The organism is Variovorax sp. R-27, assembly GCF_049913215.1.
GTDB lineage: Bacteria > Pseudomonadota > Gammaproteobacteria > Burkholderiales > Burkholderiaceae_C > Variovorax.
Genome location: NZ_CP183984.1, coordinates 3,465,893 through 3,479,560, shown reverse-complemented (window position 1 = coordinate 3,479,560; position 13,668 = coordinate 3,465,893). Strand labels below are relative to the sequence as shown.

Annotated in this window: 16 protein-coding genes; 3 read left to right on the top strand and 13 right to left on the bottom strand. The window is 64.9% G+C overall.

What is annotated here, in order from left to right:
• Positions 1-31: 31 nt before the first annotated feature.
• The 3 genes from ACN9MV_RS16205 (at position 32) to ACN9MV_RS16195 (ending at position 3,241) form a co-directional block, all read left to right on the top strand.
• A complete protein-coding gene (locus ACN9MV_RS16205) occupies positions 32-511 on the top strand; it encodes a hypothetical protein (protein WP_093058382.1) in 480 nt (159 codons plus the stop codon).
• A 332-nt stretch (positions 512-843) separates the two neighbouring features.
• Positions 844-2,523: a sensor histidine kinase gene (locus ACN9MV_RS16200; protein ID WP_426393118.1), complete on the top strand. Its 1,680-nt coding sequence runs from the start codon at positions 844-846 to the stop codon at positions 2,521-2,523.
• A 28-nt stretch (positions 2,524-2,551) separates the two neighbouring features.
• The gene (locus tag ACN9MV_RS16195) at positions 2,552-3,241 is read left to right on the top strand and encodes a response regulator (protein ID WP_093173670.1); all 690 of its coding nucleotides are present in this window, start codon (positions 2,552-2,554) and stop codon (positions 3,239-3,241) included.
• Positions 3,242-3,287: 46 nt separating this feature from the next.
• Here the strand turns inward: ACN9MV_RS16195 and ACN9MV_RS16190 are convergent, their stop codons facing one another.
• The 13 genes from ACN9MV_RS16190 to cpaB all read right to left on the bottom strand — a co-directional run bounded on the left by ACN9MV_RS16190 (position 3,288) and on the right by cpaB (position 13,640).
• Positions 3,288-4,199, bottom strand: coding sequence for a type II secretion system F family protein (locus tag ACN9MV_RS16190; RefSeq protein WP_426393117.1), 912 nt, complete (start codon positions 4,197-4,199; stop codon positions 3,288-3,290).
• Between the two features lie 12 nt (positions 4,200-4,211).
• Positions 4,212-5,204, bottom strand: a complete 993-nt coding sequence (locus tag ACN9MV_RS16185; protein ID WP_426393116.1) for a type II secretion system F family protein — start codon at positions 5,202-5,204, stop codon at positions 4,212-4,214.
• Between the two features lie 9 nt (positions 5,205-5,213).
• A complete protein-coding gene (locus ACN9MV_RS16180) occupies positions 5,214-6,584 on the bottom strand; it encodes a CpaF family protein (protein WP_426393115.1) in 1,371 nt (456 codons plus the stop codon).
• A 42-nt stretch (positions 6,585-6,626) separates the two neighbouring features.
• Positions 6,627-7,778, bottom strand: coding sequence for an AAA family ATPase (locus ACN9MV_RS16175; RefSeq protein WP_426393114.1), 1,152 nt, complete (start codon positions 7,776-7,778; stop codon positions 6,627-6,629).
• A 19-nt stretch (positions 7,779-7,797) separates the two neighbouring features.
• Positions 7,798-8,226 carry a TadE family protein gene (locus ACN9MV_RS16170; protein WP_426393113.1) on the bottom strand — a complete coding sequence of 143 codons (429 nt, stop codon included), beginning with the start codon at positions 8,224-8,226 and terminating at the stop codon, positions 7,798-7,800.
• Positions 8,223-8,684, bottom strand: a complete 462-nt coding sequence (locus ACN9MV_RS16165) for a TadE/TadG family type IV pilus assembly protein (RefSeq protein ID WP_426393112.1) — start codon at positions 8,682-8,684, stop codon at positions 8,223-8,225. The genes ACN9MV_RS16170 and ACN9MV_RS16165 overlap by 4 nt, the downstream gene beginning before the upstream one ends.
• 10 nt (positions 8,685-8,694) lie before the next feature.
• The gene (locus tag ACN9MV_RS16160) at positions 8,695-9,966 is read right to left on the bottom strand and encodes a pilus assembly protein TadG-related protein (protein ID WP_426393111.1); all 1,272 of its coding nucleotides are present in this window, start codon (positions 9,964-9,966) and stop codon (positions 8,695-8,697) included.
• A gap of 42 nt (positions 9,967-10,008) precedes the next feature.
• Complete coding sequence (locus ACN9MV_RS16155; protein ID WP_426393110.1) at positions 10,009-10,185, bottom strand: Flp family type IVb pilin; 177 nt, start codon at positions 10,183-10,185, stop codon at positions 10,009-10,011.
• Positions 10,186-10,290: 105 nt separating this feature from the next.
• Entirely contained in the window at positions 10,291-10,470 is a 180-nt protein-coding gene (locus tag ACN9MV_RS16150; RefSeq protein ID WP_426393109.1) for a Flp family type IVb pilin, read from the bottom strand.
• Positions 10,471-10,577: 107 nt separating this feature from the next.
• Positions 10,578-10,787: a Flp family type IVb pilin gene (locus tag ACN9MV_RS16145; RefSeq protein WP_278879879.1), complete on the bottom strand. Its 210-nt coding sequence runs from the start codon at positions 10,785-10,787 to the stop codon at positions 10,578-10,580.
• A 145-nt stretch (positions 10,788-10,932) separates the two neighbouring features.
• On the bottom strand, positions 10,933-11,226 hold the full coding sequence (locus ACN9MV_RS16140) for a hypothetical protein (protein ID WP_426393108.1): 294 nt from the start codon (positions 11,224-11,226) through the stop codon (positions 10,933-10,935).
• Between the two features lie 11 nt (positions 11,227-11,237).
• Positions 11,238-12,773, bottom strand: a complete 1,536-nt coding sequence (locus ACN9MV_RS16135) for a type II and III secretion system protein family protein (RefSeq protein ID WP_426393107.1) — start codon at positions 12,771-12,773, stop codon at positions 11,238-11,240.
• Between the two features lie 24 nt (positions 12,774-12,797).
• Positions 12,798-13,640 (bottom strand): Flp pilus assembly protein CpaB, encoded by an 843-nt coding sequence (gene cpaB, locus ACN9MV_RS16130; protein ID WP_097199300.1) that lies wholly within the window; start codon positions 13,638-13,640, stop codon positions 12,798-12,800.
• Positions 13,641-13,668: the final 28 nt, after the last annotated feature.

Below are 13,668 nucleotides of genomic sequence, written 5' to 3'. Positions count from 1 at the left end.
ATACGCACGGAAGGTCCAGATAGGAGCATGTATGCCGCTTACCCTCCTCCTTCGACTTCTGCACGAGAAGTTTCCGGCGACGCTCACGGCTGACCCGGACATCAGGAACGCATCGGTCCTGCTGGCGACCGGACTCATCGAGGCCGAATTTCATCTCGATCACTTCGGCTATCAACAGTACGAGAGCGCCGTGGTGTTCGCCATCACGGACGCGGGACACGCGGAGATCGCCAGCCTGCAGACCGGCAATGTTGCAACGACTGCCGAGGGCCAGGAATGGCCTGTCATGCCACTCGACTACCTGCGCAAGATCGGCAATTCGATCTTCCCCCTGCGTATCGACGATCCAGCGGAGATCAACTCGGTGGCCGTGTTGAATGCGGCGGGCATGGTGGAAGCCACGCTTCCCCCGACCTGCCGCACCCGGCAGAACCAGCAGAAGTTCAAGCAGGCGGTAGTCCTGCGGGTCACTCCCCTGGGGCGCACGGCCCTGGTTGCACGGCGGATGTGAACCTGGAGGGGCGGTGGGTGGCTCGCCGCAACGCATCGAACGGGTACCTGCAAATAGCGTACTTCTCGCCATCGGGCGGGGCCGTCCCCCTCGACAGGCATTCGAAAAAGCCTGTGATCTGGATGAATGTTTCTTAATGCAACAGACGTCACAAATCAGCCAGGCTCATCGACCCCCAATTGTCTTCGACTACGAAAGTAGTAATGTGAAACCTTCACATACATCGCTTTCAGGTGCGAAGAATGAATTCCAAAATGACACCACCGAGCTTTGCCACCCACTCCGGAATGGCCTGCCTGGCGTGATGCGCCTGGTGCCAAGGATCCTTCGCCATGCTGGCTCGCACCACTGCTGCTCCCGACGTCGACGCAAGCGTCGCCGCGGATGCCCTCATGGTGGCCCGCATGCGGCTGGTGCTCTCGGTCTCCGCGCTGCTGGCTGTCGCGGTCGATGCCGGTGACAACCGGTTGCAGGTTCCCGTCTGGCTGGCCTTTTCCGGATACATCCTGCACAGCCTGCTGGTGTATGCCTGCACGCGAATGGGCCGCCCGTATTTCCAGGGCAAGGCCATCCATTGGTCCGACGTGCTGTGGTTCACGCTGATCATCTTCGTGACCGACGGCGTCCAGAGTCTTTTCTTCCTCTTCTACTTCTTCGCGATCCTCACCTCCTCGTTCCGCTGGGGTTTCGAGGAAGGCGCCCGCGTGACGGTCGCGTCGGTCGCGTCGTTCGCCGCCTGCGGCCTGGCCACCAGCACGGGCGGCGACTCGCCGCAGCTGCTGATGCGCACCACTTTCCTGCTGGCGCTGGGGCACATGATCGTGCACTGGGGTGGCTCGAAGCTGGGCCTGCAGCGGCGCCTCGCGCTCCTGGGCGATGTCTGCCAGCTTTCGAACCCCCGCTTCGGGGCCGGCCGCACCGTCGCCCGCACGATGGAAAAGACACTGGCCTTCTTCAGGGCAAGCCACTGCATCCTCCTGACGCGGGACACATCCACCGGCAACTGGATCCTGCGCACGCTGCGCAAGAACGACGCTTGCGAACACATCAGCGTCGAGACGATCGGCCGCATCGCCGAATCGCCTCTCATGGCGCTGGCGCCGGACCATACCGTGCTCTGCAACCGCCTGCCCTGGCCCATGAACTGGCTGTGCGCGCAAAGCCATGTCTTCGAAGCCGGTGCAAGCGGCTGGCGCATAGAGGACGACGAAGGCGCGCAGCGCTGCGCCGCAGTGATCGCCATGCTGGAGGCCCGCGCCTTCATCAGCGCCCCGCTGCCGATGCGGCTGGGCGAGGGCCGGGTCTTCGTGTCGTCCCGTGACGGACTGTTCAACAAGTCCGACGCGCTGTTCCTGGCGCACCTGATGGAACAGATCTTCCCGGTCATCGAGACCATCGAGGTGCTCGACCGGATGGCCTCCGAAGCCGCGGCTACAGAGCGCCTGAAGTTCGCGCTGGACCTGCACGACACGGCCGTGCAGCCATACATCGGCCTGCGGATGGGCCTGTGCGCGCTGCGCAAGAAGGCGACCGCCGACAACCCGCTGCGCGAAGACCTCGACAAGCTTGCGAGCGTGGCCGACGGCGTGATCGCCGACCTGCGCCGCTACGCTGGTGCGGTCAAGCACAGCGCGAACAGCCCCTGCGGGCTTGTACTGCCCCATCTGCATCGCCAGGCCGAGCGGATCAAGGGGCTCTACGGCATCGAGATCGCCATCACCGTCGACGGCCAGGTCCAACTGGACGACCGGATGACCGCGGAAGTCCTGCAGCTGGTGGGCGAGGGATTGAACAACATCTGCAAGCACACCCAGGCGCAACACGGCAGCGTCCGCCTCGGCTGCAAGAACGGGCAGTTACAGCTGCGCATCGAGAACGAAGCCTGCGAAGAGAGCTTCACGAAGTTCCTCCCACGCTCCATCACCGAGCGCGCTGCGGCCCTCGGCGGGCGGGCGCAGGTGCGCCAGTGCGCGAGTGGCGGCACTGCGGTGCTGGTGGAAATTCCCATCTAAAAAAGACAAGCCAAGGAAGGAATCAATCATGCAACCAGTTGCCCATTCCATCGGTGTCCTGCTCGTGGACGACCACCAGACCATGCTGTGGGGCCTGTCAAGGCTGATCGACGGCGAGCAGCCGCGCATGCGGGTCGTCGGCACGGCCAGCTGTTGCGAAGACGCAGTGGCAACCTCGGACGATCTCGCCCCCGACGTCATCGTGCTCGACCTCGACCTCGACGGCCGGTGCGCCATCGACATCCTGCCCAGGCTTTTGTCGAACGAGGTGTCGCGCGTCGTCGTGCTCACCGCAGAGCGTGAGCAGCGCACCCTCGACCTCGCCGTGCTGCACGGCGCGCGCGGCGTGATGCGCAAGGACGCCCCTGCCCAGCAGGTACTCGAGGCCATCGAGCGCGTCTACAAAGGCGAGCTTTGCGTCGATGCGCAAACCATGGGCCGCGTCTTCTCTCAGCTGACTTCGGTGAAGAAGCCCCCGAAGGCCGACCCCGAAGCCACCAGGCTGGCGAGCCTGACGCAGAAAGAACGGGAGATCGTCCGCATCGTCGTGGCCGGCAGCGGCGCCTCGAACAAGGCACTGGCCGAGAAGCTCTTCGTCACCGAGCACACGCTGCGCAACCACCTCACGTCGATCTACCAGAAGCTCGGCGTGACGAACCGCCTCGAGCTGTACATCTACGCGGTGAAGCACCAGCTCGATACGGCGCCGGCGCACTGAAACAGCGCGCCGCACCGGGTTGCCCCCAGCGCGGCGGCAAATCGACTCAAGACCCGCTCAACATCGGCGCGACCATTCGGATGATCCGGATCACCGCCGGCGTGAGGATGACCAGCGAGATGCACGGAAAGATGCAAAGCACCAGCGGCAGCAGCATCTTGGTCGGCACCTTGGCCGCCAGTTCTTCCGCGCGAACCTGCCTCTTGTGGCGCAGATCTTCCGAGAACACGCGCAGCGATTCGCCGATGCTGGTGCCGAACCGGTCCGACTGGGTCAGCATGGTTGCGAAGGTGCCGATCTCTTCCACGCCCGTACGCAGCGCCAGGTTGCGCAGCGACTTCTCGCGCGTGCCGCCGGCGCGCATTTCCAGGTTGGTCCAATGCAGTTCCTGCGCCAGCGCCACGCTCTTGACCTGGATTTCGTCGGTGACCTTGGCCAGGCCGGCGTCCAGCCCCAGCCCCGCTTCGACGCACACGAGCATCAGGTCGGCCGCATCGGGGAAGTTCTCGAATATCTCGCGGCGACGCGCACGAATGAGCAGGCGCAGCACGATGTTGGGCAGGTAGCAGCCGGCCAGCGCTGCCACCGCAAGGTACAGCAGCATCTCAGTGCCGTCCGCCGCGCCAGTGGCCCGCATCGCCAGGAACGCGAGCGCGGCAAAGCCCAGTGGCAGCAGCGTCTTCATGCCGAAGTAGACGAGGTAGGCGTCCGGGTAGCGAATACCCGCATTCAGGAACCGCACCCGCAGAGGCGACAGGGCCGCCTCACCGGTAGGCGACGACAGCTGCGCGAAGGGACCGACGATCCTGACGGCGGTTTCGGTCCAGGCCGACTTGCCTGCAGACGGCGCCACCGCCTGCAGGCGCTGCTCGGTGCGGGTCGGAGACATCCAGACCGCCAGGCCGCCGATCGCCAGCGACACGGCCAGGAAAACGAGGATGGGAAACAGCATGGTCATGGTTCTTCTCCTTCAGACGCGAATCTTCGCGATCTTGCGCAGCAGCACGATGCCTATCAGCATCAGCCCCAGCATGTACTTGATCACCATCTGCCCGATCGGGTCCGTCCATAGCGGCGCCATGAATTCGGGGTTGAAGATGTTCATCAGCGCCGCCAGGGCGAACGGCATGAGCCCCAGGATCCAGGCCGACAGCCGCCCTTCTGACGACAGCACCCGCACCCGCGCGAGCAGCTTGAGCCGGTCGCGAATGAGCTTGCTCAGGTTGCTCAGCACCTCCGTCAGGTTGCCGCCGGAGTCGCGCTGGATCAGCACCGCCACCACGAAGTAGCGCAGGTCGGTGAGCGGCACGCGCTCGCTGAGGTTGGTCAGGGCCTGCTGCAGCGAGACGCCGAAATTCACCTCGTCGGCAACCATGCGGAACTCGGTGGCGATCGGGTCGGCCATTTCCTCGCCGATCATCTGCACGCCACTCGCGAACGAGTGCCCTGCGCGCAGGGCGCGCGTCACCAGATCCAGCGCGTCCGGAAGCTGCCGCTCCATGCGGGCCAGCCGGCGGCTGCGCTGGCGCTGCAGGTAGAGCACAGGCAGCATCGCCCCGCCGATCCCGGCGGCGAGCGCCAGCAGCATCGGCTGGCGGCCCACCCACGCCGTCACGAACAACGCAAACACGCCGAGCGCCCCGCACACCAGCACGAAGCTGGAAACCGTCCAGTCCAGCCCCGCCTGCAGGATGAAGCGGTCCAGCCGGTGCGCCCGCGGCAGTGTCAGCAGCACGCGCTGCATCCATGGCACCTCGCTGAGCATGCGCTCCTTGACCAAGTGGGCCTGCGGCGTGCGATCGACCGCGGCAGAAAACGCCTGCAGCCGCTTCTCGATCTTGCGCGCCTCCGGCCCCTTATAGGAACGCCACAGCAGATACAGGCCCTCGATCATCAACAGCACGGTCACGAAAACCAGCACTGTGACGGTGATGAGCGCATTGCCTCCAAGATTGCTGAACATGGCGGTCTCCTATTCGTAGTGCTTGGTCGGCTCGAACATGGTGTCGGGCAGATCCACGCCGTAGGCATGCAGCCGATCCGCGAATTTCGGCCTGACACCCGTCGCGTGGAAATGGCCACGCACCAGGCCGTCGGGCCCCATGCCAGTCTGGTGGAAAGTGAAGATCTCCTGCATGGTGACCACCTCGCCTTCCATGCCGGTGATCTCCTGGATGCTGGTGACCTTGCGCCGCCCGTCGACCAGCCGCAGCACCTGCACGACCACCGTGATGGCCGACGCAATCTGCTGGCGCACGGTGCGGTGCGGCAGGTTCAGGTTCGCCATGCCGATCATGTTTTCCAGCCGCGCCAGCGCATCGCGCGGCGTGTTGGCGTGGATGGTGGTGAGCGAGCCTTCGTGGCCTGTGTTCATCGCCTGCAGCATGTCGACCGCCTCGGCGCCGCGCACCTCGCCAATGACGATGCGGTCGGGCCGCATGCGCAGTGCATTGCGCACCAGCGCGCGCTGCGTGATCTCTCCCTTGCCCTCGATGTTCATCGGCCGCGTCTCCATGCGCGCCACGTGCGGCTGCTGCAGCTGGAGTTCCGCCGCATCCTCGATCGTGATGATGCGTTCGGTCGGCGGAATGAAGCCCGACAGGATGTTCAGCAGCGTGGTTTTCCCCGCGCCCGTGCCGCCGGAGATGAGCATGTTGACCTTCGCCTGGGCCAGCCCCTCGAGCATCTGCGCCATCGGCGGCGTCAGCGTCTTGAGCTCGTTCACGAGGTTCTCCATGCGCAGCGGGATCTTCGCGAAACGGCGGATCGACATCATCGGCCCGTCCAGCGCCACCGGCGCGATGACCGCATTGACGCGCGAGCCGTCGGGCAGCCGCGCGTCGACCATGGGGCTGGACTCGTCGATGCGCCGCCCCACCAGCGAGACGATCTTGTCGATGATGCGCAGCAGGTGCTTCTCGTCGGTGAAGCTGACGTTGGTCAGCTCCAGCCGGCCCCGGCGCTCGACGTAGATCTTCTCGTGCGAATTGATCAGGATGTCCGAGACGGACGGGTCCGCCATCAACAGCTCGATCGGCCCGAAGCCGAGCATCTCGTGCTGGATGTCGCGAATCAGCGTGCGCCGCTCGATGTCGTTGAGCGCCTCGGGCTCTTCCTGCAGCAGCCGCGCGACCATGGTCGAGATTTCCTGGCGCAGCACTTCGGGCTTCAGTGTTTCGAGCGCCGCCAGGTCGAAGCGCTCCAGCAGCTTCAGGTGCATGCGCTCCTTCAGCAACTTGTAGGCATCCGACGCAAAGGGCGACGCGGTCAGGTCGGCTGCGTGCCCTTCGGGCCGCGCAGTGGGATCGGCGTCGATCGCATTGAGCTGTTCTCTGAATGACATGGGAACCTGCCTTGCTGTTGAAGAAGAATGATCCGGTGGTGCTCAGGCACGGCGGAAGAGCCGTCCGATGAAGCCGGGCGTCGCCTCCTGCCGCGGACTGAGCGAGTGAGCGATCTCGGCGAGCCGCTTGGCGAGCGTGCTGCCGCGCGACATCTCCGCCAGCGGCACGCCCCGGTTGATGGACGCATCCACGTCCTTGCCACCGTCCGGCACGATCGTGAGCGTCGCGCCAACCAGCGAGCGGCGCATGTCCGACAACCCGATCTCCCCGCCGCCGGCGCTGCGGTTCACGAGCAGCTCGACCTTGCCGGGGGCATAGCCGAGCGACTTGAACACCTGCATCAGGCGCGTCACGTTGCGGATGTGCGGCAGGCTCGGCTGGAGCACGGGAAAGATGCGGTCAGCGCGGTCCAGCACCTTGATCGAGAGCGTGTCGATGCGCGTGCCGAGGTCGAACAGCACGAAGTCGTACATCGGCAGCGCAACCTGCAGGATCGCGTCGATGTGTTCGGCCTTCACCTCCAGCGCGCGCGAAAGATCGTCGGGTGCGGGCAGGATGCTGAAGCCCGGCGCCACGCGCACCACGCTGGCCGCGAGCAGCGACGCGTCAAGGCGGCCGATGTCGCGCGCAACGTCCGCCATCGTGGAGGTCGGCCGCATATCGCTGACATACGACAGCGCATCGCCGAACTGCAGGTTCAGGTCGATCAGCAGCACCGAGCGCTCCCGCGAGAGCTGGTGAGCGATGTTGGTCGCGAGAAAGGTCGCTCCGCTGCCGCCCTTGCAGGGCATGAACGCCACGACCTGCCCAGGGCTGCGGGCCTGCGTGCCTGCCATCTTGAGCCCGATGCGCTCGACGGCGGCTTCGAGCGCGACGGTGTCAGAGGGCGACGGCAGCACCTCGCGCACACCAGCACGCATCGCGTGGATCAGGAACTCCGGCGTCTGCATGGCGCACAGCAGCACCACCGCGATTGCCGGGTGCTGCATCGTGAGCTTCTCCACCAGCGCGAGCTCCTGGAGATCGCAGCACATGCCGTCGACCAACAGGAGTTCTGGAGCCGCCTTCTCGACGACCCACTGCATGCGGCTCTTTCCGCCCTCGAAAAGCGACACGTGATGCGAACGCGCCTCGAGGACCTTGCGCATGTCCTGGAGATGGTTCGGATTGGGGGAGATGATGGCGATCTTCATGGTCGTGTCCGGTGCGTTGCTAGGAACAGATGGCCGCGCTGTTCGGGTCTTTGCGCATCACCTCGCGCGGCAGGTAGGTGGAAAAACCAGGCATCTGGATCAGCGGCCCGATACCACCCGCTATGGGAGAAATCCACTGGTAGTTGAGCCCGGTAATGCTCACGGTGACGCCCTGGCAGGTTGCGGCCGTGCATCCCGAAGGCTCCCACGCCACCGACACAGTGCTGATCTGCGGCAGCAGCGCCTTCATGCGGGCGAGTACGAGGGCCTGCTGGCCGGTGTCGTCGCACACCACCGCATACCTGGCCCCTGCGCGCGTTGCCTCCTGGGCCGCGTTCCACATGAACAGCATGCGCGAGAAGTCGACGATGCCCAGAACGAGCATGAGGAAGACGATCAGGCCCAGTGCGAACTCGACCGTGGTCGCTCCGGTGACGCGGTTTCTCATGATGGCGCCCTCATGGTTGCGGTGATGTCGCTGAAGACGATGTTGCCGTTCGCATCGGTGAAGACGACGCCGATCACCGACGGGAACAACGAATGGAAGGTGTAGCTGCTGACGCGCACCGTGACCGTGGTAATGATCGGGTTCGCCCCGGCCGATTGCCAGGTGCAGCAGCTGCCAGCCGGCACATTCGAAAGACTCAGCCCGCGCGCCAGCGGCGCCCCGGTGCCGGCCGTGTTGCCGTACACGATCAGGTTGCGGGCCTCGGTGACGTGCGTGCCGGGCGTCTGTACGGACAGGTAGCGCACCGCGTCGCGGGTCGACTTGACGACCGCGTTGTACTCGTACATCGCACGGCCGAACTCGGTGGTGATGAAAGTCAGCAGCAGAAGCAGCGGCGTGATCAGCGCCAGCTCGACCAGAGCCGCACCGTGCTGCGTGCGATGGGATGTTCTTTTCATGGCGCTTGCCTCATCTCACCAGGACCGGAACCAGCGGGCCCGCCGATCCGCCAGCCAGCCCGCTGGTGGTGCAAGGGCTGCCCGCGGCGCCCGCGTTGCCGCGGAATTCCAGCACCGTGTCGGTCATCGGAATGCTCAGCGGCTGCAACATCAGCATGCAGGCGTAGTCGATCACGTGGTTGCTGCCGTCAATGACCGGCACCGTGACGATGCGGCGGTCGAAGCCGTACTGCATGTGGCCTCCGGCAACGTTGCCCGGGTTGGCCAGCTTCTGGAAGCTGTTGAGCGACAGCCCCGTGATCGATTCGCAGCTGTTCGCGCCCTTCACTTTGGTGCCGGTGTCGGCGCAGGACGCGAAGGCGGCCCGCTTGGTCACGAAGTTCTGGGCGGTCGCATCGGCTCCTGCACCCGGCGCGCCGTTGTAGGCATTGAACTGCGTGGGCCAGTTGGATGATGTGTAGGCATAGCCGGTGTAGTCGGGCCGATTCACGCTCGGATCGCCGGTGTTCTTGTAGATGCCGAAGCGCTGGTTCCAGACGTCGGCCACCGAGGTCTGCACGCCGGGCGTGCCGAGCGTGTCGCCCACCCTGGTGCCGCAACGGCCGTTGAGCTCTGCTTCGGTTTCCGAAGCACTGTTGCTGCCATCGAGATTGGCCCAGCCGATCTGGCCGCCAGCGGCCGCGTTCTGCGCCTGGATGAGCGTCACCCATTCGCCGACGACAAAACCGTAGTTCGGTGCAGTGCCGCCCGGCTTGGGTTTCATGGCGACGGGAATCGGGCACGTGGTCTGTGCACTGGCGCGCGTGGCGACCGCGCTTGCCGTGACACTGCGCGTCGCGGGATTGTTGGCGGTATCGCCCGAGAAGGCGCCCATGGCCTTCATGAGCCAGATGTTGACGTTGGGCTGGGTGTGCATGCACTGCGCGTAGCGAGCCACGGAGGGCGCGGTCGTGATGGCGTAGGCCGAGTCGCGGAACACGATGTCGGCAGCGACGATCTGGCCCTGCCCGCCCCAGGTAGCTGATTGCATGTTCACCCGGTTGGCGTTGCCCGCGGTCTGGCCTGCGCTCGCGGCCCGCGTGAGAGCCGTGCCCTGCCCGTCGAGCTCACGCGCAGCGGCCAAGGCGCAACTGTCCACCGCCGTCTGCAGTTCGGTCCTGATGACGAACAGGTGCCCGAAATCGAGCGCGATACCCATGAAGCCCAACAGGAACAGCATGACCAACGCGGCAGTGACAATCATCGCGCCACCCTGGCGGCGATGGGAGTGGTTGGTTTTCATGATCGGCCTTCCTGCTGAGCGGTGGAGAAGATTTGGTCCGCTTCACACGCAGCCGGACACGCCCAGGCAAACGGCGATCCGCGCCACGAGGGATCCGAAGCTTGCCGCGATCGACAGCGGCTGCAGTGCAACCACGAGCGCAATGGAAACGACGGCGATGATCAGCGCGTACTCCACGACCTGGGCACCGCTTTCGTCTTTCAGGAATTTCTTGAGCATGGTGATGACCTCGACTTTTGTGGAGAAACAGTCACGTGGAAGCGGATGAAGGGGTGGAGCGAAGCGGGCCGGAGGGCCCGACCCGCTCCCCTCCCCGAACGCCACTTAGACGCAGGGGCCCGGCCCGTTCAGGCACACGCTTACGCGACTGATGAAGTTTGTGAAGGGCGCCCCGCTGGCAAGCAACTGCAGCGCAACAACCAGTGCAATGGAAACGACGGCGATGATCAGCGCGTACTCCACGACCTGGGCACCGCTTTCGTCTTTCAGGAATTTCTTGAACATGGTGATGACCTCGATTCGTTGTGGAAAAAAAGTCAGGTGGAAGTGGATGAACGGGTGGAGCGAAGCAGGCCGGAAGACCGGACCCGCTCCCCTCCCCCCAACGCCACTTAGACGCAGGGGCCCGGCCCGTTCAGGCACACGTTGACGCGACTGATGAAGTTCGTGAAGGTGGCACCGGTGGTGAGCGCCCTCAATGCAATGACCAACGCGATGGAGACGACCGCGATGATCAGCGCGTACTCGACGACCTGTGCGCCCTCTTCCTCGAGCATGAAGCCGCGAGTCGATTGGCCGATGGCCTGGAGAAAGTTCTTCATGGTTCTTTCCTTTCAAGGTTTGAACAGTTGGAAATCAGGTTTGAAAACAATGGTGTGGTGGGGAAAAAAGTTCGTTGCAGTTCGTGGCGCTCTCCTTTCCATGAAAAGACTTCGAGGAACGAATTCGGGAGAAAAATGCAGCCCGTTACTTGCCCGAGCCGCCGCCCTGGCTACCGATGCCGCCGCCGATGTTGATGACGTTGACCGCCGGCGGGGGCGACTTGTAGGACTCGTGGTACTGATTCATCGACTCGCGCGCCGAGCGGCCGTCCATGCCCGCGACCGGGTCGCCGTTCTTGCCGGCGTCGGGGTTCAGCGTCATCTTTTTCTTTGCGTCGCGCACCGCGTCGCCGAAGCGCGCGTCGTAGTTGGGCGTGACATGCGAGCAGCCGGTGGCAAAAAGGCATGCGAGCGCAATGGCGGTCGATCTGATGAACATGACGGTGCTCCTCACGGGGTTTCGCTGGCCGGGGCGGCCGGTGCCGGGGTGGCGCTTTCGAGGGCGCCGTTGAGGTAGATCTCGGCGCGGCTGGGAACGACGTGGTTGTCCGTCGGGACCCGTGGCGACTGGGCCAACGGGCGAACCAGGCGCGGCGTGATGACGAACATCAGCTCGGTCTGTTCGTTCTGGAACTCAGTGCTGCGAAACAGTGCACCCATCACCGGCACTTCGCCCAGGCCTGGATACCGCTTGACGCTCTCGGTCACGTTGCTCTTGATGAGCCCGGCGATGACGAAGCTCTGCCCGTCGTTGAGCTGCACGGTGGTGTCTGCGCGCCGCACCGTCAGCGAAGGCAGCACGGCGGTGACACCTCCGACCGTTGTGAACGGCGAACCCGTCTGCGACAGGTCCGACACCTCGGACACCATCTTGAGGTTAATCCGGTCGCCGTTGAGCACCGTCGGGGTGAACTTGACACCGATGCCGAATTCTTTTTCTTCCAGCGTGATGTTCGTCCCGCTACCGCCAGCAGCGCTCTGTGAAACCGGAATGAAGATCTTGCCGCCCGACAGGAAGCTGGCTTGCTGGCCGCTGATGGCCATGATGTTGGGCTCCGCAAGAATGCGCACCAGCCCATCGTCCTTCTGCCCGTCGATGGTCAGCGAGGTGCGGCCTATGCGCAGCGCCTGGACCAGACCTGCGCCCGTGCTCAGGAAATTGGAAATCAGCGAGTAATTGTTCAGCCCGCCATTGCCCGAACGCGCGATGCCAACACTTGCGCCCAGCCGGTCGAGCAGGGTCTTGCTGACCTCGGCGATCTTCACTTCGAGCATCACCTGCTGCGGTGTCGCGATGCGCAGCAGGTTCACCACCTTCTTGCCGTCCGCGCCGTAGGCCGATGCCAGGCTCATCACGTCGTCGAGCTTGAGCGCGTCGCTGATCTCGCCGGTGAGCACGATGGATTTTTCTGCACTGCGCACACGGATGCGGCGCTCTTCGGGCATCAGCTCCGCCAGCTTGGCCTGGAGCGCCATCGGATCGATGGTGACGATCACGTCCTTGATATAGCAGGTGCCGTCGGCGCTCTGCAGCACGACGTTCATCGAGCCCGCCTGGCGGCCGCGGAAGAACAGGTCGGTCGGGCTCAGCAACGTCACGTCGACATCGGCAACGCCATCGCCGGTGTTCGCATTGGCGGCCATGGCCGGCGCGGGCTGCATGCCTGCCGGCACGGCGGCGGCAGCGGCAGCGGGTGCCCTTGCCGACGGCTGGCCGCTGACCACGATCCGCACCACACGCGCCTTCAGCGGAATGACCACCGACTTGCCCAGCACGGCCTGGGTTGGCTGGTCGTCCGGAATGATGGCGGTGCAGCGTCGGGCGTTGGCGGCGTTGCCCGCCGCCGCCGGAGGCGTTGCAAGTGCTGCGGCGGGCATGGCGGCCGTGGCCGAGGCGGTTGCCGCGACCTCCGCGCCCATGGCGGGAGCCGCCACTGTCGCGAGGGTCGCCAGCAGACTGGCGAGTGTTGTTGAGAGATGGCGCACTTGGTGTTCCTCCTGGTGACCGGATCAGAAACAGGTCAGCGAGCTGCCCGCGTGCTGGATGACTTCCACGCACTGGGAAGCCGGCTGAGCGGCGGGGCCTGCACGATGAATACGCGGGCGGGCCGGGGCCGGCGCAGCAGCGGTGGAGACTTGCACGATGGCCTTCTCGCCGAACAGCTGGCCCTTGGTGATGCCGCCGGTGGCGACCGTGGTCTTGTCCATCTGGTTGCGAAGCACCAGGGACAGCGTTCCCACGCTGCGTGCCAGGTCGAGCTTTTCCGAGTCCTCGAGCGAGAGTTCGAGCGTCACGGCGCTCACGACCTTGGGCTTGGTGTCGTCGCGGTTGGCCTCCTGTGCCACCGCCAGCACCAGCACTTTCTCGAGCACGGTCTTGCTGATCTGCGACGCCTCCTCGCCACGGCCCTTGTCCTGCTGGGCGTTGACCATCACGTCGACGTAGTTGCCCGGCAGCGCGAAGCCGGCGACGCCGACCACGTCGTTTACGCGCACCGTCATGGCTCGCTTGCCACTGGCGATCACCGCCGACAACCCGCCCTGGGTGCCCACCGGCGCCAGCTTGCCTTCCATGATGGCTTCGCCGCGCAGCACGCCGACCTTCACCACGCGGTCCTCCAGCGCCTTGATGTCGCTGAACGAGCCGTTCGGCGTGGAGCCGCTGGGCCAGTCGACCGTGGACAGCATCTGCGCGTTGACGCGGCTGCCCAGTTCGATGTCGACGGCAGCCACCACGACCTTGTTGGACGCGATGCCGCTTTGCCTGGAGATCCACCCGGCCGCGTAGACCGCGGCCGCCAGCCCCGTCAGAAGGGCCAGAAGGATCAGCCCGATTGCCTTGATGTTCTTCATACGAACCTCCGTCGCAGGTAAAAGATGG